The sequence below is a fragment of the Microvirga flavescens genome, assembly GCF_003290125.1.
In the GTDB taxonomy this organism is placed as follows: Bacteria; Pseudomonadota; Alphaproteobacteria; order Rhizobiales; family Beijerinckiaceae; genus Microvirga; species Microvirga flavescens.
Genome location: NZ_QMKH01000003.1, coordinates 11,951 through 32,272, shown reverse-complemented (window position 1 = coordinate 32,272; position 20,322 = coordinate 11,951). Strand labels below are relative to the sequence as shown.

Sequence of the window (20,322 nt, the reverse complement as noted above, 5' to 3'; positions counted from 1 at the left end):
CTATCCGACGACGCGCTCGACCTTGCTGACGACGCGCTTGGCGCGCAGCTCGGTGATGATCGCGTTGAGTTGTTTGAGGTCCCACACGGACAGATCGATGATCATGTCGTGGAAGTCCTGTGTGCGGCGCTTCATCGAGACATTGTCGATGTTGCCGTCATGATCGGCGATCACTTGCGTGATCTGCGCGAGCGAGCCCGGCTCGTTGATGGATTCAAGCTTGATGCGCGCGGGGAAGCGCTGGTCAGCATGGGCTTCGATGTCCCAACGCACGTCGATCCAGCGGTCGGGTTCGTTGTCGAAGGCCGCGAGCGAGGAGGACTGGATCGGGTAGATGGTCACACCTTCGCCGGGGGTCAGGATGCCGACGATGCGATCTCCCGGCACCGCGCCGCCTTCGGGCGAGAAACGGATCGGCATATCGCGGTTGATGCCGCGAATGGGAATGCCGGTGGAGATGCCGAGGCCTTCATTGCCGCCGGCCGCCGCCATCTCCGCATGAGTGGCGCGTCTCTCTTCCTTGAAGTCGGGATAGACCGCGCGCACCACGTCGCCGGAGAACATCTCTCCGCGCCCGACGGCAGCGAGCACGTCCTCGATGGAGGCGCGTGCGAGGCGGGGCAGGGCGCCTTTCAGCTTCTCGTCCGAGAACGCCTTGCCGCCACGCTCGAAGGCACGCTCGAGGATCTGGCGTCCAAGGCCCGTATATTGGCGGCGGACCGCAGCGCGCGTGGCGCGGCGGATCGAGGCGCGCGCCTTGCCGGTAACGACGAGGGATTCCCATGCAGCCGGAGGCGTCTGGCCTTCCGAGCGGATGATCTCGACCTCATCGCCGTTCTGCAGTTCCGTCAGCAGGGGAGCGATGCGCCCGTTGATCTTGCAGCCGACGGCGGTGTTGCCGACATCGGTGTGCACCGCATAGGCGAAATCGATGGGCGTTGCCCCGCGCGGCAGGGCGATGAGCCGCCCCTTCGGCGTGAAGCAAAAAACCTGATCGTGGAAGAGTTCGAGCTTGGTGTGCTCCAGAAATTCTTCCGGATTGTCGCCCTCGGCGAGAAGATCGACCGTGCGCCGCAGCCATTGATAGGCGCGGCTTTCGTTCGCCAGTCGCGAATTGTCGTGAATGCCTTCCTTGTAGAGGGCGTGAGCCGCGATGCCGAACTCCGCGATCTCGTCCATCTCGTGGCTTCTGATCTGCAATTCCACGCGCTGCCGGCCGGGGCCGATGACGGTGGTGTGGATCGAGCGGTAATCGTTCTGCTTCGGCGTGGAGACGTAGTCCTTGTAACGCCCCGGCACCATCGGCCATGACGTGTGGACGACGCCGAGCGCGCGGTAGCAATCGTCCAGGTTGTCGACGATCACCCGAAATCCGAAAATGTCGGAGAGCTGCTCGAAGGCGAGGGACTTGCGTTCCATCTTCCGCCACACGGAATAGGGCCGCTTCTGCCGCCCGGAGACGACCGCGTGTATGCCCTTGGCCTCGAGCTTGGCGGTGAGGTCCTGCTCGATCTGCTCTACGAGCTTCTCGTTCTTGACCGTCAGGTCGCGCAGGTGGCGGCTGATCGCCTCGTAGGCGTCAGGGTCGAGGTTCTGGAAGGAGAGATCCTCCAACTCCTCGCGCATTTCCTGAATGCCCATGCGTCCGGCAAGCGGCGCGTAGATGTCCAGCGTTTCCTCGGCGATGCGCTTGCGCTTCTCCGGCGACATGAACTGGAGCGTGCGCATGTTGTGCAGGCGATCGGCGAGCTTCACCAGCAGCACGCGCACGTCGTTGGCGATGGCAAGCAGCAGCTTGCGGAAATTTTCACCTTGAGCGGCGCGCTTGGAGACGAGATCGAGACGCTTGATCTTGGTCAGGCCGTCGACGAGGGAGCCGATCTGCGGGCCGAAGGTCTTGTTGATCTCCTCCAGCGTCGCCTCGGTATCCTCCACCGTGTCGTGCAGCACGGCGGCGGCGATGGTGGCGTCGTCGAGCTTGAGGTCGGTGAGGATGGCCGCGACTTCGAGGGGATGGCCGAAGAACAGGTCGCCGGAGGCCCGCTTCTGGGTGCCGTGGGCCATCATGGCGTAGATATACGCACGATTGAGCAGCGCCTCGTCGGTCGAAGGGTTGTAGCGCTTGACCCTCTCGACAAGTTCGTACTGGCGCATCATCGGCTGAACATCTCCTTCCTGCTCTGATAACCGGCTGAGGTTAAAAGGATATTGTCGAACCTTGCATGATCGCAAGCTGAACGGTTCGCGATGGGGCGAAAAATCGCCAATAAAAAAGCCCGGCGCGGGCCGGGCTTTTGAATACCGTACAATCGGACCTTATTCGCGGTCGTCGTCGTCCGCGCTGTGGGTCGGCGGCACGAGGCCTTCGAGGCCGCGCAGCAGGTCTTCCTCGCTCATGCGATCGAACTGGACTTCCGAGTCGTCGGCAGCGCTCGCAGCGGCGGTGTTGCCGAGCAGCGGAACGGCCTCAGCCTCGGGCTCGTCCACCTCGACATATTTCTGCATCGAGTGGATCAGCTGTTCCTTGAGATCGTCCGGGGCGATCGTCTCGTCGGCGATCTCACGCAGGGCCACGACGGGGTTTTTGTCGCGGTCGCGATCCACCGTCAGCGGCGAGCCGGAGGAGATCAGGCGGGCGCGATGACTGGCGAGCAGAACGAGCTCAAACCGGTTATCGACCTTGTCGATGCAATCTTCGACGGTCACACGAGCCATGCGGAGGCTCCTTCTTCGGGTTCGGGAAATTGTTTAAGACGGGCTCGATACACTGAATGCCATACGAAAACAAGGGGATAGACGGCTCAGGCTTCAGCCGTATCGCCGCATTGTCAACCGCCCTTTTTCAGCAGGCGGGCGATGTCGGCCTGAAGCTGGCTGGTATAGTCCGCGAGGACGTTGGCCTCGTTGATTTCCAGCACGACCACCTCGGCCCGCTCGAAGGCGGCGGGCAAGTCTTTCCCGGCGGCGAAACTGACGTCCGAGATTTCGACGTTTCCTTCCTTCGCCTGAGCGATCTTGCTGAAATAGTAATAGAATCTCAGGTCGTCGGAGATCCGGTTGACGCCCATGAGGTCGAGCAATTGCCAGCAGAAGCTCGTGCCGACCATCAAGATGCGCGGCCTGTAGCCCTCCTTGCCTGCGTCGAAGACGGGGTGCGGGGAGGGATAGGGCCACAGCCTGAAAGGAAGGTTGAGGAGCGCGCCGAGATCCTGGTCCGCTACGGGGGAGCGGCTGTCGACCGTCATGTTCTCGACCTTGAGCCGCGGCATCGGCTTGCCGAGTTGCCGCTCCAGATTGTCGACGATGGCGTTGACAGTAAAGGACGCGCCGAGGGCGTTCCAGTGCAGCCCATCACGGCCGAACAGCGGGAGATTCTGTGACCGCTTGGCATTACGCAAGGCAACCGTTCCATCGACCATTTCGACGTTGCTGGCGGCGAGGGCGGTCTTGATCTGCGAGATGCGCCGATTGTTGGAATCTCCGTCGCAGGGCGTCTTGAGGTATTCCGAGTAGATGGAGGGTTTGCCGGGGCTCAGGACGAGCAGGAAGCGCTTGCCGGAGGCCGTCACGTCGTCCCGCAGCTTGACGATCTGATTGACGACCTCAGCCTGCCTTTTGTTCGGACGCGGCTTGCTGCACCACTCCCGGACATAGTCCTTGGGGTAAAGCATCCTGTTACGCCCGATGATGACGTCCGGATTGAAGCTCCGGCCCATCACGTAGCCGAGGCCGTTGTTGAGGCGCAGCATGGTTTCGCGCGGGCGGCCCATCTGCTCAGGCACCCAAAGGCTGAGCTGCTTCTGCAAGTTTCCGTCGAGGAAGGACGTCAACGTCCATTTCGGTGGCGGCGCGGGATCTACCACGCCTCCGAGGGACGTCTTGGTAAACCCTGCGAAAATCTTCACGCCCGATTTTTGCGCGAGCATCGCCGCCCCCGGCAAAAGGGTGAGAAGGATCAGGAGCGCCAGGACGGGGCGTTTGAGAAGCTGCTTCATCAAAAACGGAAATAAATGAACGGCTTGAAGGTCGAAACGAAGACCCGCCCGAACGACCAGACGGTCAGGGCGAGAAGGCCGATCTGCGATAGGCTCGGCCAAAGCCGGGCGGCAAATCTGTCGGCGATGGAGCGGGCCCAGTCCAGAGGCGTAACGGACAGAATAACGCCGACGGCAAGCGCGAGGATCGAGTCGAGCTCAACAGTGATGACGCTTTTCGTTTCGCGTGCCGGTGAGAGCATCGCGCTAAAAAGCGTGAGCGCCTGACCGAGCGAGGTCGCGCGGAAGATCACCCACCCCAGCATGACAAGGAGCGCCGTGACCGCGATGCCGACGGCGCGCGGCAGGCGCGGCCACACATGGCGGTTGAGGCCCATGTGATCCGCCGACACGAAAAGCCCGTGAAATGCGCCCCAGAGCACGAACGTCCAGTTCGCGCCGTGCCAGAGCCCGGAGGACAGGAAGCAGATCCACAGGTTGAGGTACATCCGGGGCGTCGAAACCCGGCTGCCCCCCAGGGGAATATAAAGGTAGTCGCGGATCCAGGTCGAAAGGGAGATGTGCCAGCGTTTCCAGAAATCGGTGAAGCCGATGGCGAGATAGGGCTGGTTGAAGTTCTCCCGCAGCCTAAAGCCGAGGGTGCGGGCAAGGCCGATCGCCATGTCCGAATAGGCCGAGAAATCGAAATAGATCTGGACCGCGAAGCATAAGGCGCCGAGCCAGCTATGGCCGAAGCCGATCTTCGCGGCGGGAATGTTGAAGACCTGGTCGGCAATCTCGGCGACGGAATCCGCGATCAGCACCTTTTTGGCGAGCCCCATCGCGAAGCGGAACGCGCCTTGCTCCACATCGTCCCACGTCACCACATGGCGCTCGATCTGGGCGCGCATCTCATGGAATTTCAGGATCGGCCCGGCGAGCAGCTTGGGAAAGAGAAAGACGAAGAGAAGGTAGTCCGTCACCGAGCGGGCCGGAGCCGAAACGCGGCGATAGACATCGACGATGTACGTGATTTTCTCGAAAACGATGAAGGAAATGCCGAGGGGCAGCAGAATATCCGGTCTCGGCAGGCCGAGCGCCCCGAACAGCGCCTGCAGGTTCTCGACGAAAAAGCCGAGGTATTTGCAGTAGAGAAGCAGTCCGATGTTGAGAACGACGCCGACGGTCAGCGCGATGCGGCGGGTTCTGTCCGACGTCGAACGCCCGATCCAGGCGGCCAGCCCGTAGTCGATGAGCGAGGAGGCGATGACCACCAGCACGAAATGTGGTTCGCCCCAGGCGTAAAAGGCGATGCTCGCCAGAACGAGGAAAACGTTCCTCATTCGGGACGGCAGCAAGGCGTTGGCCCCGATGACGAACGGGGCGAAAATGAACAGGAATATCGCTGAGTTAAAGGGCATCGAGCATCGTGTGACTTTGAAGCGTTCGCTTATGCGGGTCTCCTCCTTTCCGCAAGCCCGGGCTTTGTGGAGAACCGCCCAAACGCTTGACTCCCGGGCCAGTGGGTGCGAGTCCCGCGCGGATTTTTGAAAATAAAGGCGTCACTTCATGAAGCGCGCATTCGTGTTTCCCGGTCAGGGAAGCCAGTCGGTCGGGATGGGCAAGGCCCTTGCCGATGCATTTCCGCAGGCCAAGGCCGTGTTCGATGAGGTGGACGAGGCTCTCTCCCAGAAGCTGTCCAGCATCATCTGGGATGGTCCGGCGGAGGAATTGACGCTTACCGCCAACACCCAGCCGGCCCTGATGGCCGTCAGCCTCGCCGCAATCCGCGTGCTGGAGGCTGAGGCCGGGCTCGACCTGAAGCGCGATGCCGCCTTTGTCGCCGGCCACTCGCTCGGCGAATATTCGGCCCTTGCCGCAGTGGGAACCCTTTCCATCGCCGATACGGCCCGTTTGCTGCGCATTCGCGGCAACGCCATGCAGAGCGCGGTGCCGGTCGGGCAGGGGGCCATGGCGGCCCTTCTCGGCCTCGAGTTCGAGGCGGCCCTTGAGGTCGCCCGTGAGGCGGCGCAGGGCGAGGTCTGCGATACGGCCAACGACAATGGCGGCGCTCAGGTCGTCGTTTCCGGCCACAAGGCCGCCGTTGAGCGCGCGGTCGTCATCGCCCAGGAAAAGGGCGCCAAGCGCGCGGTGATGCTGCCCGTGTCCGCCCCCTTCCATTGTTCCCTGATGGCCCCCGCCGCCGAGGCGATGCGGGAGGCTCTGGCGAAGGTGACCGTCAACGCGCCGTCGGTTCCGGTGGTGGCCAACGTGCTGGCCGGCCCAGTCTCCGACCCCGTCGCCATCCGCGACTGCCTCGTCCGTCAGGTCACGGGCACGGTCCGCTGGCGCGAAAGCGTCGCTTACATGGCGTCTCAAGGCGTTGAATCGTTCTATGAGGTCGGGGCCGGCAAGGTCTTGACCGGACTCGTGAAACGCATCGCGGCGGGAGCGGCCGCCACGGCCATCGGCGGGCCCGACGACGTCGCCACCTTCAAAGCATCCCTTCAAGGTTGAGGAGAGCCTTTCATGTTCGATCTGAGCGGCCGCAAGGCTCTTGTCACCGGCGCGACCGGTGGAATTGGCGGGGCGATTGCCCGCGCCCTTCATGCCCAGGGCGCAACCGTCGCTATCTCCGGCACCCGCCGCGCGGCGCTGGATGAACTCGCGGCTTCGCTGGGCGAGCGCGTTCATGTGGTCGAGGCGAATCTGGCCGACAAGGATTCCGTCGAAGCCCTTGTTCCCGCTGCGGAAACCGCGATGGACGGGCTCGATATCCTCGTCAACAACGCCGGCATCACCCGCGACAACCTCTTCATGCGCATGAAGGATGAGGAGTGGGACCAGGTCATCGCCGTCAACCTCACCGCGGCCTTCCGCCTCTCCCGCGCGGCGGTGAAGAACATGATGCGCCGCCGTTACGGCCGCATCGTCAATATCGGCTCGGTGGTCGGCTCCACGGGCAATCCGGGGCAGGGCAACTATGCCGCCGCCAAGGCGGGCCTGATCGGCATGACCAAGGCGCTCGCCGCCGAGGTCGCCAGCCGCAACATCACGGTGAACTGCGTCGCTCCGGGCTTCATCGAGTCGCCGATGACGGACGTCCTGAACGACAAGCAGAAGGAAGCCATCCTCGGAACGATTCCCATGAGCCGCCTCGGAAAGGGGGATGAAATCGCCTCCGCGGTGGTGTATCTGGCATCGAACGAAGCTGGCTACGTGACGGGCCACACCCTTCACGCCAACGGCGGAATGGCTATGTTCTAAAGGCGCTTAAGGCGCCTGCCGGAATCTGTTTGCGAAATCCTTCGCCCCCTCGCCAGACACGATAAGCTTGTGTTAAGCATGGGGTCCATTGGGTCGTAGGGGTTGACCGGCGATCAAAAATGCGGCTTTGCACGGCGTAAGCCGACCGTTCCCGCGAGAAACGGGCAGAGCCGCTGAACTGAAATCTAATTCTTGATCCGCTCCGGATAGTGTGGGGCGGCAGCCACTGAGGATAAAGAACGATGAGTGACATCGCTGATCGCGTGAAGAAGATCGTTGTCGAGCACCTGGGCGTCGACGCCGAGAAGGTGACGGACAATGCCAACTTCATCGACGACCTGGGCGCCGACAGCCTTGACACCGTCGAGCTCGTCATGGCCTTCGAAGAAGAATTCAATGTCGAGATCCCGGACGACGCCGCCGAGACGATCGTGACCGTCGGCGACGCGATCAAGTTCCTTGAGAAGAACGCGGCCTAATCAGGCCTTCAAGGGCGTCGGACGAACCATCCGACGCCCGTATTTTGTTTAAAGGCATGGTCCGGACAGGCGAAACCTCGTTTCCGCCCGGACCGCGCCCCGTCTAAATGGCAGGATTAAGCATGCGTCGCGTCGTCGTAACAGGTCTTGGCATGGTCACTCCCCTCGCTTGCGGGGTGGAGGAAACATGGTCGCGTATCCTCGAGGGCAAGAGCGGCGCAAACAAGATCGAAGGTTTCGAGACCGAAGATCTCGCCTGCCGCATCGCCTGCCAGATCCCGACCGGGGACGGCTCCAACGGCACCTTCAATCCCGACCAGTGGATGGAGCCGAAGGAGCAGCGCAAGGTCGATCCCTTCATCGTCTATGCGATGGCTGCGGCGACCCAGGCGCTCAATGACGCCGGTTGGAAGCCGACCTCTTACGAGGACCAGTGCGCCTCGGGCGTGCTGATCGGCTCGGGCATCGGCGGCATCGGCGGCATCTACGAGGCCTCGCAGACGCTCATCGAGCGTGGCCCCCGCCGCATTTCGCCCTTCTTCATTCCCGGCCGCCTCATCAACCTGGCGGGCGGCTACGTTTCCATCGAGCATGGCCTCAAGGGACCGAACAACGCGGTCGTCACCGCCTGTTCCACGGGCTCGCACGCCATCGGCGACGCCGCGCGCCTCATCGCCCTTGGCGATGCGGAGGTGATGGTCGCGGGCGGCACGGAATCGCCCATCAACCGGCTCTCGATCGCGGGCTTCGCGGCCTGCCGGGCGCTGTCCACGAATTTCAACGAAGACCCGACAAAGGCTTCGCGCCCCTATGACAAGGACCGTGACGGCTTCGTCATGGGCGAGGGCGCGGGCGTGGTGGTGCTCGAGGAATACGAGCATGCCAAGGCGCGCGGCGCGAAGATCTATGCCGAGGTCATCGGCTACGGCCTGTCGGGCGATGCCTACCACATCACCTCGCCGTCCGAGGATGGCGACGGGGCCTATCGCTGCATGGCCGCCGCCATCAAGCGGGCGGGCATCTCGGCCTCCGAGATCGACTACATCAACGCGCATGGCACCTCGACGCCCATGGGCGACGAGCTTGAGCTGAAGGCCGTGGAGCGCATCGTCGGCAACGCGGCGGGCAAGCTCTCCATGTCCTCGACCAAGTCTGCCATCGGCCATCTGCTCGGGGCGGCGGGCGCCGTCGAGGCCATCTTCTCGATGCTGGCCATGCGCGACGGCATCATTCCGCCGACGCTCAACCTCGACAATCCGTCAGTCGAAACGGCCATCGACCTCGTGCCTCACAAGGCCAAGCGCAAGGACGTGAATATCGCGTTGTCCAACTCGTTCGGCTTCGGCGGCACCAACGCGTCGCTGGTTTTCCGGCGCGTCTCTTAACCGGACGCGCCTTTATTACCGCTTTTTGCCATAATCCTTGGTAAGGTGTCCTATCGCGGCTTGTCCGCCGATTTGGCGCCCGCCATATTTGTCATCGCGCAGCTCCCGGTTCGCGGAAGAGACGCGGCTTTCTAGATAGTTTTCCTGATGTTCGGCAGAAAAAAGCAGTCGCCTTTGATGCAGCAGCCTGAGGGGCAGGAGAACGACCTGCAGCCTCGCCTCGCGCCGAAATCGCCCAGCGAAGCGATCAAGCCCATGGCCGCTCCTCCTCCGCCGCCGCGCGTGCGCCGCCGCCGCGGTGGCATGATGTCGACCGTCAGCGGCTTGCTGACCCTTCTGATCGCCCTGGCCGGCGCCGCGATTTTCGGCATCACGGTTCTGGAAAAGGAAGTGTCCGCTCCGGGACCGTTGCAGGCCGACAAGGTCGTGGTCATCCCCCGCAACACCGGCACGTCCGAGATCGCGACCCTGCTCAAGGATGAAGGCGTCATCGACCAGCCGATGCTGTTCGAGGTCTATGCGCTGCTGAACCGTCAGCGCGGCCAGCTCAAGGCGGGCGAGTTCCTGTTCAAGGCAAAGGCGAGCCTCGAGGATACCATCGACACGCTCGTCCAGGGCAAGGCCATCCTGCATTCGGTGACGGTTCCCGAAGGCCTGACGAGCGATCAGATCGTCGCGCGCCTCTACGACAACGAGATTCTCTCCGGCGACGTGATCGAGACCCCGCGCGAGGGTTCCATGCTGCCCGACACCTACAAGTTCGAACGCGGCATGACCCGTCAGCAGATGGTGACGAACATGCAGGCGGCGCAGCGTCAGGCGCTGACGCAGATCTGGCAGCGCCGTTCGTCCGACCTGCCGATCAAGACTCCGCAGGAATTGCTGATCCTCGCCTCCATCGTGGAGAAGGAGACGGGCCGCGCCGATGAGCGCACGCGGGTCGCGGCGGTGTTCATCAACCGCCTCAACAAGCGCATGAAGCTGCAATCCGACCCGACCATCGTCTACGGCCTCGTGGGCGGCAAGGGCACCCTCGGGCGTGGCATCACCAAGAACGAGATCGAAACCGCGACCCCGTACAACACCTATGTGATCGAAGGCCTGCCGCCGAGCGCCATCGCCAATCCGGGCCGCGCGGCGCTGGAGGCTGTCGCCAACCCGTCACGGACCAAGGATCTCTACTTCGTGGCTGACGGCACCGGCGGCCACACCTTCGCCGAGACTTACGAGCAACACCAACGCAACGTCACCCGCTGGCGTCAGATCGAGAAGGCGAAAGCCACGACCGACGGCAATGTGGATCGCGTGGAGCCCGAGGATGATACGCGCGGTCAAGGTGGCGCCGCTGCGTCCCCGTCCCTCGCGCAGGATCAGGCGCCCGCCGTGCTCAAGCCCGGCGCGCGCCCGCGCGCTTTCGATGCGAGCGAGGGGACCAACAAGGACCCGCTCAAGAACAAGAATTTCGACCTGAACTCCGGCAAGTCCGTCCCCAATCTCAAGCAGCCTTAAAGGCGCCTGATTGAGAGTCGCCTGCCGGTTTTCTTGCGGCATACAGGAGCGCGGACTATGGTCCCGCGCTCTTTTCTTTTGTGAGGCTATCGAGAATGTCCATTGCGAGTATGACCGGCTTTGCCCGTGAGGCTGGTGTGACGGGCTCGTCCCAATGGGCCTGGGAAATCAAGACGGTGAACGGGCGCGGGCTCGAGGTCCGCGTGAAGACGCCCATCGGCATGGATGCCGTCGGCGAGGATGCGCGAGGCTCGATCCTGAAGGCGCTGACGCGCGGCCAGGGCCAGCTCAATCTCTCGCTTGCGAAAACTACGACGGCCCCCAAGGTGCGCGTCAACGGCGAGGTGCTGAAGTCGCTCCTCGCGGCGGTCGCCGAACTCGAGCTTCCCGCAACGGTGCAGCCTGCTTCCCTCGACGGGCTCCTCAACGTGCGCGGCGTCGTGGAGATCGAGGAGGAGGGCACGCAGCCGGGGCAGGACGAGGCGCTTCTCGCCGATCTCAAGGCCGCCGTGCTGCGCCTGATCGAGAGCCTCAAGGCCTCGCGCCTGACGGAGGGCAGGGCGCTCAAGGCGGTGCTGGAGCAGCATCTTGAGACGATAGCCCGCCTGACTGACGAGGCCGATGCCGCGCCTGCCCGCCAGTCCGAGGCAATCCGCACGCGCCTTGCGGCGCAGATAGAGCAGATCATGGGCGCGGGCTCGACGCTCGATCGGGATCGCCTGCACCAGGAGGCGGTGCTCATCGCGGCTCGTGCCGACATTCGCGAGGAGCTCGATCGCCTGCGCGCCCATATCGATACCGCGCGCGGCCTGCTGACGGAAGGCGGCGCGGTCGGGCGGCGGCTCGATTTTCTGGCGCAGGAATTCGGCCGCGAGGCCAACACGCTCTGCGCCAAGGCGAATGACGTGTCGATTTCGCGAATTGGGCTTGAACTCAAAGCGGTAATCGAGCAATTCCGCGAGCAAGTGCAGAACGTGGAATAGCGATGAGCATCATCTCCCTCAAACGGCGCGGCCTTCTCCTGATCCTGTCCTCGCCGTCCGGCGCGGGCAAGTCGACGCTGACGCGCAATCTCGTGCGCGAGGATCGCGGCATCAAGCTGTCCATCTCCGTGACGACGCGCGCCAAGCGCCCGTCCGAGATCAACGGCGTGCACTACAACTTCATGGAAGATGTCGCCGAGTTCGAGGAACAGCGCGATCGCGGCGATCTGCTCGAATGGGCGCAGGTGCACGGCAATTACTACGGCACGCCCCGCAAGCCAGTGGAACAGGCCCTCGCGCGTGGCGAGGACATGATGTTCGACATCGATTGGCAGGGCACCAAGCAGATCGTCGAGAAGATGCGCTCGGATGTGGTGAGCGTGTTCATCCTCCCGCCGTCGATGGAAGAGTTGAAATCGCGCCTTATCCGCCGCGCGGAAGACACGCCCGAAGTCATCGAGCGCCGCCTGCGCAACGCACGGGACGAGATCGCCCAATGGGAGGCGTATGACTACGTCCTCGTCAACGACGACCTCGACCGCACCTTCGGTGAACTGAAGGCCATCCTCGCTTCCGAGCGCCTGCGCCGCGAACGGCAGGTGGAGCTGAAGGGCTTCATCGACGGGCTGCTTGCCGCGAAGGTTTGAGATCATTTATCCGATGGCGGATCTGAGATGACACAAGCCATCGGAGCCGTGACATTCCTCGTGCGTGATTACGACGAGGCCATCGACTATTTCACGCGCGTCCTCCGTTTCAGTCTGTCTCAGGACACACCGCTTTCCGGGAGCAAGCGCTGGGTCGTGGTCGTGCCGCCGGGCTCGAACGGCCCCGGTCTCGTCCTCGTCAGGGCCGAGACGCCTGAGGAGATCGCCCGGGTCGGAGATCAAGCTGCCGGGCGCGCGTTTCTCTTCCTCCACACCGATGACTTCTGGCGGGACTATGAAGACATGCGCACGAAAGGCGTCGTCTTCTACGAAGAGCCGCGAAATGAGCCTTACGGGCTCGTCGTGATTTTCAAGGATCTCTACGGGAACTACTGGGACCTGAAAGGTCCGGTCCCGCAGGTTTGGCCACTCAGGCCCGGCGGTCCGAATTGACGACCAGAACGCCGGCGGCGATGGTGGCGCTCGCCGCCCAGATCCAGGGCGAATAGGTCTCGCCGAAGAACAGCGCGCCGGAAACGAGGCCGGTGGCGGTGCCCACATAGCCCATCTGGCTGACATAGACGGGCCCGGCCATCTGCTGCAGGCGCATGAACATCAGAAACTGGCAGGCGTTCAGCGCGGCCTGAAGCAGCGCCAACAAGGGGGCCTCTCCCAACGTGGCGATCAGTGGCCCCTGACCCTTGCCGAGGATGATGAGCGTCATCCAGATCCCACCTGCCAGCATCGTTCCGGCGGAGAGGGGCAAGGCGGCAGAGCCGGGCGGCCAGAAGCGCGTTCTGAAGATATTGCCCACCGCGACGGATGCGGGGATCGCAAAAGCCAGGATCAGCCAGCCTTGCAGATCGGGTGAGGGCAGGCTGCTGCGCTGGCCCGCGATGATCGCCGCGCCGATGAAGCCGAGCCCGATGCCGAGGACGCGGCGCAACCCCGGCCTTTCGAGGCCGATCATGGCGGCGAAGGTGAGGGTGAGGATGGGTGGGAGCGTATAGACGACGGAGGAGAGTCCCACGCCAAGGTGCGGCATCACCGTGAACAGGATGAAATACGGCAGGCCCATCGTGAAAAAGCCTGCGATGACGTAGTAGCGCAGATGCCGGCGCGACATTTCGATGGGCTGCTTTCGCGCGAAGCTGAGCAGCAAGAGGAGAAGTCCGCCGCCGAGCAGCATCGCCAGGGTCCAGGGCAGTGGCGAGACGCCCGCCTGCTGCGCCAGCTTGCCGAGCGGGAACATCGCGCCGAAGACAATGCCGGTGGCGATGAGGAGGCCGATGGCACTCCAGCGGTCGGGATGGCCGGACGAGGCTGCAGAAGCGGTGGAGGTCATGCGCGTCTCGCTCTTGTTGGTCTATTTGCGCTTGGCTTCATAGGCGTTCGCCAGGGCGACATAACCCTCAACCGAAATCTCTTCCGCCCGCGCGGTTTCCTTCTGGCCCGCTTCCGCGATCAGGGCGGCGGGGTCAGGAACGAGCGACTTCAGGCTCTGGCGCAGCATCTTGCGGCGCTGGCCGAAGGCGGCGCGGGTCACGGCTTCGAGCGCGTTCACGCTGCAGGGCAGGGGAGTGGCCTTCGGCGTCAGATGCACGATGCTCGATGTGATCTTCGGCGGCGGCACGAAGGCGGAAGGCGGCACGTCGAAGAGGATGTTTGCGTGGGTGCGCCAGCCGCATAGAACGCCGAGACGCCCGTAATCCTTCGGCGCGCTTTCGTCTGCGACGATGCGCTCCGCCACTTCCCGCTGGAACATCAGGGTGAGCGAACTCCACCACGGCGGCCATTTCTCGTTCGTCAGCCAGCCGGTGAGAAGCGGCGTTCCCACATTATAGGGAAGGTTCGCGATGACTTTCGCCGGAGCGTCGCCGATGAGCGGACGCGGGTCGAAGGTCAGCGCATCGGCCTCGATCACCTCGAGGCGGCCCGGATAGCGGGCGGCGATTTCGGCCAGCGCCGGCAGGCATCTTTCGTCGCGCTCGATGGCGATGACCTTGCCTGCACCCGCCGCGAGAATGGCCCGCGTCAGGCCGCCGGGACCGGGACCCACCTCGACGACAGTCACACCCTCGAGCGGGCTCGCCGAGCGCGCAATGCGGCTCGTCAGGTTGAGGTCGAACAGGAAGTTCTGGCCAAGCGACTTCTTGGCCATCAGGCCGTGCGTGCGTACGACCTCGCGGAGCGGCGGCAGATCGTCGATCTGGCTCATGGCTGCCCTCCACGCGCGAGACGTGCGGCCAGCTTGATCGCGGCGATCAGGCTGTCGGGGCGGGCGATGCCTTTTCCCGCGATGTCGAACGCCGTGCCGTGATCCGGCGACGTGCGGATGAAGGGTAAGCCGAGGGTCACGTTCACGCCTTCGTCGAAAGCGATGGTCTTGATCGGGATCAGCGCCTGATCGTGATACATGGCGAGAGCGGCATCGTAATTTTTGCGTGCCCGCGCGTGGAACATGGTGTCGGCGGGAAGGGGACCTTCGGCGGCGATGCCCTCTTTCCGCAAAATCTCGATGGCGGGCGCGACGATCGCCTCATCCTCCGCGCCGAGGGCACCATGCTCTCCCGCATGGGGATTGAGCCCGGCAACCGCGAGGCGCGGATGGGCAATGCCGAAACGGGCTTGAAGATCGCGCGCCACGAGGCGGCCTGTCGTGACGATGAGGTCCGTGGTCAGGGCCTGCGGAACGTCCTTGAGCGGAATGTGGACGGTCACCGGAACCACGGCCAGCGTCTCGCTCCACAGCATCATGACGGGATGAGGGGCTGTGCCGCCGGGCTCCTTGGCGAGAGACGCCAGAAACTCCGTGTGTCCGGGATGGCTGAACCCCGCTTCGTAGAGCACATGCTTGGCGATGGGGTTCGTAACGAGAGCGGCAGCTTCGCCCGCCTGCACATGGCGGACCGCTTTTTCGATGGAAGCGATGATTGCGGGAGCATGCGCTGCATCGGGATGGCCGGGGCGCACGGGGCCGCCCATATCCAGATTCAGCGGAATGACCGGCAGCGCTCGGTTGAACACGGACGTTGCGCCGGAAAGGTCGGTTTCGGCGATGGGCACATCCCAGCTGAGGCTTTGCGCGAGGTGCCGAAGGTGGCCGGGCTCCGCGAGTATCGCGAAGGGAGGCAAGCCTGCCTCCTTGCGCATTAACCAGGCTTTCAGGGAGATTTCAGGCCCGATCCCGGCAGGGTCGCCCTGAGTGAGCAGGATCAGGCTTTTGCCGCCGCGCGCCACTTAGTTTTTCACGGTGCCGGTTTCGCTCGAAACCCCGCTCAGGTTCTGATTGACCGTGGCCTGTCCGAGAGTGCGGAGCTCCAGCGTGAACGAGATGGTCTGGTTCCGATTCTTCTCGCCGGTGCTCACAGCAACGTCACGCGGCGCGGAGGAGTAATTGAGCGTGAAGGTCGTGCACTCGTCCATGTAGCCCAGTCCAAGGGACATGGAGCTCACATAGGCATAGTCCTGACGATTGTAGACCGCCGTTGCCGGGTTCTTCAGGTAGTTCTGGACGAACGTATCACGCGCGACGAGATAGCGATCCAGATCGAGGAGGAGCGACCCCGTCACGAACCAGTTCTCGGTGATGTTCCAGGTCGCGGAGGACAGGACACCCTCGCGCCGGGTGGGGAATCCAAGCTCGGGCTGCGCGCCGTAACGGGCGTAGATGACCGAGGCAGAAACCGGGACCCACGGATTGAGGTTAGCCGTCAAACCGGCTTCGAGACGGTTGAGGGTAAAGTCCTCGTTGTCGAAGCGGCCGCGCGTGACGAAGGCAATGTTCTTGGTCGGTGCAATCTTGAAGCGCCCGACGTAATCGGAATCCGTCGATTCAAGCCCGGAGTCGCGCCCGACATTCGCCAGATCGCCCGGCGTGAATGAGTTGCGCCCGGCCACCTGATAGGACTGGCCGAACAGGATGTTCGCGTTGAAATCCTGGTTGTTGGTGACCGTGTATTGGATGCCGATATTGGCGCGAACACCGCCTTCCGCACGGTCGTAACCGGAGAACTTGTCCCACTCGAAAATCGAGGTGTCGTCGAAGACGAGGCTCTGCGCGTCCTCGTTCGGCAGGCGTCCGATACGGGTTTCGTTCGGGCGGGCGATGATCTGGGCGATGGGCTCGATCACCTGGCGGCCGATATCACCGATATCCGCCACGAAGGGGAACCGGTAATCGAGGCCGATGGCGGGCATGGCGCGCAGCGCGTAGTCGTCATCGCCGCTGAGGAAGTTGCGCAATTCGGGGTTCTGGAAGCCCGTGAACCGGGGCGAGAACGCGAAACCATCGGCCCGCAGATAGGTGAACGGCGTCCAGACCTGGCCGACGGGGTCGATGAACTCGCGGCGCCAGGACAGGTTTGCCGAAGCACGGCTCGCGGATCCGCTGATGCCGCGCACGAGGCAGGTCTCATGCGAGAAGACGGCGCAGGTGCCATAGAGGCCGAAGAGCGCGGTCGTCTTGAGCGGGATCTGCTGGAACTGCGCGGCCTGACGGCTGAGGCTCGTGATGTTGACGTCGAGTGCAATCTCGCCGCCGATGCCTTCGGGCCCGTTGATACGCTTGTTGTAATCGACCACCGGAGCGACGACGGGCTGCTGCTTCTGCCAGTCGTAGGTGGACAGGCCCTGGAAGTAGTAGCCGCGCATATCGAAGAACGACCGGTCGCCCTTGCCTTGCAGGTAGAGGGTCGAGATCGATTCCTTGAGATAGTTGTTGCTCAGGCTCTCGCTGCGGATGCGGTAGTTGTCGAGGAACCACTTGTCGGAGAGGAGGCTGACGTCCCAACCCCATTTCCAGCGTTCGTTGAGATAGAACAGGCCCGAGGATTCAAGCGATCCGCGGTTCTCGCGGTCGCCCGGCCCGAGGGGGCTCTTGAGGAACGCGCCGAGGTCCTGCTGGACGATACCGGCGGCGCGGATGTTGTAGTAGCCCGTATCGAGACGATGGCGCCATTCCGCCTGACCGAGCACGCCCTGGCGGCTCAGGTAGGTCGGCGTCAGCGTCAGGTCGTAATTCGGCGCAATGGCCCAGAAGAACGGAACCGCAAGACCCGTCCCGAGGGAGTTCGAGGTGATATAGTGCGGGGCGAGGAAGCCGGTCTTGCGCTTGACGGTCGGGTCCGGTGTCCAGAAATACGGCAGGTACGCGACCGGGATTCCATAGATCTCGACCGTCGCGTCCTCGTAATAGATCGTCTGCTCGCTGTTGTTGTGGATAATCTTGGCGGCTTTCACCTGCCACAGCGGCGGCTTTTCCGGATTTTCCTTACAGGGCTCGCAGGCAGTGTAGGTGCCGCGCTCGAAAACCGTTGTTTCGCCTGCCGAACGCTCCGCGCGAGGAGCGGAAAAGCGAGTGGTGACCGGCTTGCCTTCGTAGGTCGTCTTCTGCGTCACGCGCAGGCTGTCGATGAAGCCGTTCTTGAAATCGTCCGTCAGCTCGAATCGCTCACCGGTCGCGACCGTGCCGTCCTTGTCGGTGAGGCGGGCGCGGCCCTCGGCGAACACGCGCCCCGTATTCCGGTCGTAAGTGACACGGTCGGCCTGGAGGGTGCGGCCCTGGTAGTTGAGCTGAACCTCCCCGGAGGCGGAGATGGTGTTCTTGTCGTTGTCGTAGACGATTTCCTTGGCGTCGACGAGCAGGCGGTCCGGCTCCTGGCCGGCCTTGCCTTGCGTCTTCGAGGTGAGCGCGTCGTTAAGCGTGCGCTGGGCGAGCACAGGCGAGGCGCCGACGGTGCAAAGAAGCACCATCGCGACCGCAGATGCTGCGATCGTTGTTTTGCCCCAGTCCATACGCACTCCTTGCCAACCCCTATCCTGCGCCCTCAGCCGTCCTCTTGATAGAGGATAGCGAGGGTCCCTAGGAGACTGCCTACTACAGCAGGGAACCAGGCCGCAACCACCGTGCCGATGAGTCCGGAGGCCCCCAGTTCACCCATAAGTTCAGTGGCAACATAAAGCACGAACCCGGCGGCCACGCCACCGAGAACCATCACCGCTACACCGCCAAATCGAAAGAATCTTAACGAGACCGAAGCGGCCACGAAAACCATTGCAATGAACAGCAGAGGACGGGCCAGAAGCACGTCGTACTGGAGGCGGTAACGAGTCGAATCGAGGCCGGCCCGGTCCATTCTGGTAATGCTGTCCCTGAGATCCCAGAAAGGCACCGAATCCGGGGCAATGAAGGTCTGCCGGACCTGGGAGGGGACCAGATTCGAGGCGATCACAAAGCGTTTAAAACTCTGCGGCGGATCGTGCTCGGTGAGGGAGCGGGCGTCCTTCAGTTCCCAATAGCCCTCGTGGAGCGTTGCCTCGCGGGCCTCGATTCGCTGTTCAAAAGTGCCGTGGTCGTCGAACGTGAAGACCGTGACGCCCCTGATCGTCGCCGTTTCGCCGACGGCACTGTCGGCCCGGATGATCGCCTGGCCGTCCTTGCTTTTCTGCCGGATCCAGATGCCTTTTCCACCGATCTGCGAGGCTTTCGTGAAGATCTTGGCCTCCATGTTGGAGGCGCGCTGCTTCAGGTGGGCAGAGACCGGGTTGTAGACCGTGATGGAGAGTACCCCGAGAGCCAGCGCCACGAACAGGCCGGGCTGAAGGAACTGCCAGGCGGAAATGCCGGCGGCGCGGGCGACGACGAGTTCGAGCTTGCGGCTGAGTTGCAGAAGCGCCGCCATGCTGCCGAACAGGATGGCGAAGGGCATCACTTGTTCCGCAACGGCAGGTGTGCGGAAGAGGGCGAGGGTCGCCATCATCCCCGCCGTGGCGCCTTCGGCATCGCCGGCGCGGCGCATCAGCTCGACGAAATCGAGGGTGTAGACGAGGGCGAAGACCGTCCCGAAGACAAGAAAGATCGTCTTCAGGAACTGTCGCGAGAAATAGCTGCCGAGAGTGACGCCGATCAGCATGTCAGGCCCCTTGGCTCTGGGCGCGGCGCGCGAGGCGCAGCTTGGCGCTCAGATCGTTGAGGCTGGCGCGAAGCCTGCGGAGGGCCGTGCCTTGCATGGTCAGTATCAGGGCCAGCCCGATAGCGAGGATGGGCGCACCGTAAACACCGATGAGCGCCCAGGGCGTTCTGATGGCGGCGCTGGACGCGGCGAACCCGGCGATTCGCAGGACCACGACGCCGACCACTGCGGTCGCGATGGCGAGGCCGCGCCCCTGACGGGTCGTCTGCGCATCGCCCAGAGCGGCGAAGGCGATCATCATCATGGCAAGCGGGTAGAGCCAGGACGAGAGCCGGTCATGCAGTTCGGACCGGAAGCGGCCCGACTGGAACTGGTAGTAGAACTCGTTTCTGTCCGGGGAGAAGAGCTGCATCGTCGAGCGCTCGCGAGGCTTGTAGACCACATCGCCGCCATCCTGGTTGAAGGCGGAAAGGTCCACGGCGTAGCGCTCGAAGGCGACGATGGAGGTGTCCTTGCTGTTCGCTTCCTTGCGGTGGACGCTGCCCTTCTCGAGCACGAGGTAGGACTGCCCGTCCGCTTCGACGGCCTGCCCGCGCTCGGCGAGGTAGACCACGGGTTTCTCCTTGTCCCGCATGTCCTGCATGAAGATGCCGAGGAGCGCGTCTCCGGATTTTTCGCGGAAATGGAAGGTGATGCCGTTGTCGAGGGTGGTGAACTGGCCTTCCTTCACCATGTTGGACACGAAATCGGCGCGGATCTTGGTCACGAGATCGCGCATTTCCTGAAAGCTTGCGGGCATGACGTAGATCGTCATGAAGCCGACGATGACGCAGACGAAGGCGCTGAGGGCAAAAAAGGGCTTCAGGAGGCGGCGCGGGGGCATGCCTGCCGCGCTCATGACGATCAGTTCGGAATCGCTGTTGAGTTTGTTCAGGGCGTAGATCGTCGCGATGAACAGGGCGACCGGGGAAATCACGGTGATGAGGGCGGGCAGGGACAGGCCCGTCACCGTCAGGAAGACCATGATGGTCTGGCCCTTGGCGGTCAAAAGATCGAGCTCGCGCAGAGCCTGCGTGATCCAGATCACGCCTGTCAGGGCAATGAGGCACGCCGCGAATGCGTTAAAGGCGATCTTCAGAATGTAGCGTTCGAGAAGAAGCATCG

Annotated in this window: 18 protein-coding genes; 8 read left to right on the top strand and 10 right to left on the bottom strand. The window is 63.3% G+C overall.

What is annotated here, in order from left to right; all coding sequences use genetic code 11:
• From DQW91_RS07455 to DQW91_RS07440, 4 genes are all read right to left on the bottom strand, one after another.
• Positions 1 to 2,157 carry a RelA/SpoT family protein gene (locus DQW91_RS07455; RefSeq protein WP_112662988.1) on the bottom strand — a complete coding sequence of 719 codons (2,157 nt, stop codon included), beginning with the start codon at positions 2,155 to 2,157 and terminating at the stop codon, positions 1 to 3.
• A 159-nt stretch (positions 2,158 to 2,316) separates the two neighbouring features.
• Positions 2,317 to 2,715, bottom strand: a complete 399-nt coding sequence (gene rpoZ, locus DQW91_RS07450) for a DNA-directed RNA polymerase subunit omega (protein ID WP_112662987.1) — start codon at positions 2,713 to 2,715, stop codon at positions 2,317 to 2,319.
• Between the two features lie 113 nt (positions 2,716 to 2,828).
• On the bottom strand, positions 2,829 to 3,995 hold the full coding sequence (locus DQW91_RS07445) for an alginate O-acetyltransferase AlgX-related protein (protein ID WP_112662986.1): 1,167 nt from the start codon (positions 3,993 to 3,995) through the stop codon (positions 2,829 to 2,831).
• Positions 3,995 to 5,395 carry an MBOAT family O-acyltransferase gene (locus tag DQW91_RS07440; RefSeq protein WP_112662985.1) on the bottom strand — a complete coding sequence of 467 codons (1,401 nt, stop codon included), beginning with the start codon at positions 5,393 to 5,395 and terminating at the stop codon, positions 3,995 to 3,997. Before DQW91_RS07440 ends, DQW91_RS07445 begins: the two co-directional genes overlap by 1 nt.
• Before the next feature lie 148 nt (positions 5,396 to 5,543).
• On the opposite strand from DQW91_RS07440, the gene fabD reads away from it, so the two are divergent.
• From fabD to DQW91_RS07400, 8 genes are all read left to right on the top strand, one after another.
• On the top strand, positions 5,544 to 6,491 hold the full coding sequence (gene fabD, locus DQW91_RS07435; RefSeq protein WP_112662984.1) for an ACP S-malonyltransferase: 948 nt from the start codon (positions 5,544 to 5,546) through the stop codon (positions 6,489 to 6,491).
• Positions 6,492 to 6,503: 12 nt separating this feature from the next.
• Positions 6,504 to 7,241 carry a 3-oxoacyl-[acyl-carrier-protein] reductase gene (gene fabG / locus DQW91_RS07430; protein WP_112662983.1) on the top strand — a complete coding sequence of 246 codons (738 nt, stop codon included), beginning with the start codon at positions 6,504 to 6,506 and terminating at the stop codon, positions 7,239 to 7,241.
• Positions 7,242 to 7,483: 242 nt separating this feature from the next.
• On the top strand, positions 7,484 to 7,720 hold the full coding sequence (locus DQW91_RS07425; RefSeq protein WP_112662982.1) for an acyl carrier protein: 237 nt from the start codon (positions 7,484 to 7,486) through the stop codon (positions 7,718 to 7,720).
• Positions 7,721 to 7,842: 122 nt separating this feature from the next.
• Positions 7,843 to 9,105, top strand: a complete 1,263-nt coding sequence (gene fabF / locus DQW91_RS07420; RefSeq protein WP_112662981.1) for a beta-ketoacyl-ACP synthase II — start codon at positions 7,843 to 7,845, stop codon at positions 9,103 to 9,105.
• Positions 9,106 to 9,252: 147 nt separating this feature from the next.
• Positions 9,253 to 10,614, top strand: a complete 1,362-nt coding sequence (gene mltG / locus DQW91_RS07415; protein WP_112662980.1) for an endolytic transglycosylase MltG — start codon at positions 9,253 to 9,255, stop codon at positions 10,612 to 10,614.
• A 95-nt stretch (positions 10,615 to 10,709) separates the two neighbouring features.
• Complete coding sequence (locus DQW91_RS07410; RefSeq protein WP_112662979.1) at positions 10,710 to 11,597, top strand: YicC/YloC family endoribonuclease; 888 nt, start codon at positions 10,710 to 10,712, stop codon at positions 11,595 to 11,597.
• A 2-nt stretch (positions 11,598 to 11,599) separates the two neighbouring features.
• A complete protein-coding gene (gene gmk, locus DQW91_RS07405; RefSeq protein ID WP_112662978.1) occupies positions 11,600 to 12,244 on the top strand; it encodes a guanylate kinase in 645 nt (214 codons plus the stop codon).
• Positions 12,245 to 12,271: 27 nt separating this feature from the next.
• The gene (locus tag DQW91_RS07400; protein WP_112662977.1) at positions 12,272 to 12,697 is read left to right on the top strand and encodes a VOC family protein; all 426 of its coding nucleotides are present in this window, start codon (positions 12,272 to 12,274) and stop codon (positions 12,695 to 12,697) included.
• On the opposite strand, the gene DQW91_RS07395 is transcribed toward DQW91_RS07400, so the two are convergent.
• The 6 genes from DQW91_RS07395 to lptF are packed head-to-tail and all read right to left on the bottom strand — an operon-like array spanning position 12,675 to position 20,320.
• A complete protein-coding gene (locus DQW91_RS07395) occupies positions 12,675 to 13,589 on the bottom strand; it encodes a DMT family transporter (RefSeq protein ID WP_112662976.1) in 915 nt (304 codons plus the stop codon). The genes DQW91_RS07400 and DQW91_RS07395 overlap by 23 nt on opposite strands.
• 21 nt (positions 13,590 to 13,610) lie before the next feature.
• A complete protein-coding gene (gene rsmA, locus DQW91_RS07390; protein ID WP_112662975.1) occupies positions 13,611 to 14,462 on the bottom strand; it encodes a 16S rRNA (adenine(1518)-N(6)/adenine(1519)-N(6))-dimethyltransferase RsmA in 852 nt (283 codons plus the stop codon).
• Positions 14,459 to 15,484 (bottom strand): 4-hydroxythreonine-4-phosphate dehydrogenase PdxA, encoded by a 1,026-nt coding sequence (pdxA, locus tag DQW91_RS07385; RefSeq protein ID WP_112662974.1) that lies wholly within the window; start codon positions 15,482 to 15,484, stop codon positions 14,459 to 14,461. The genes rsmA and pdxA overlap by 4 nt, the downstream gene beginning before the upstream one ends.
• Positions 15,485 to 18,040: an LPS-assembly protein LptD gene (locus DQW91_RS07380; RefSeq protein ID WP_112662973.1), complete on the bottom strand. Its 2,556-nt coding sequence runs from the start codon at positions 18,038 to 18,040 to the stop codon at positions 15,485 to 15,487.
• A gap of 32 nt (positions 18,041 to 18,072) precedes the next feature.
• Positions 18,073 to 19,158 (bottom strand): LPS export ABC transporter permease LptG, encoded by a 1,086-nt coding sequence (gene lptG, locus DQW91_RS07375; protein WP_112662972.1) that lies wholly within the window; start codon positions 19,156 to 19,158, stop codon positions 18,073 to 18,075.
• A 1-nt stretch (position 19,159) separates the two neighbouring features.
• Positions 19,160 to 20,320, bottom strand: coding sequence for an LPS export ABC transporter permease LptF (gene lptF, locus DQW91_RS07370; protein WP_112662971.1), 1,161 nt, complete (start codon positions 20,318 to 20,320; stop codon positions 19,160 to 19,162).
• Between the last annotated feature and the right edge of the window lie 2 nt (positions 20,321 to 20,322).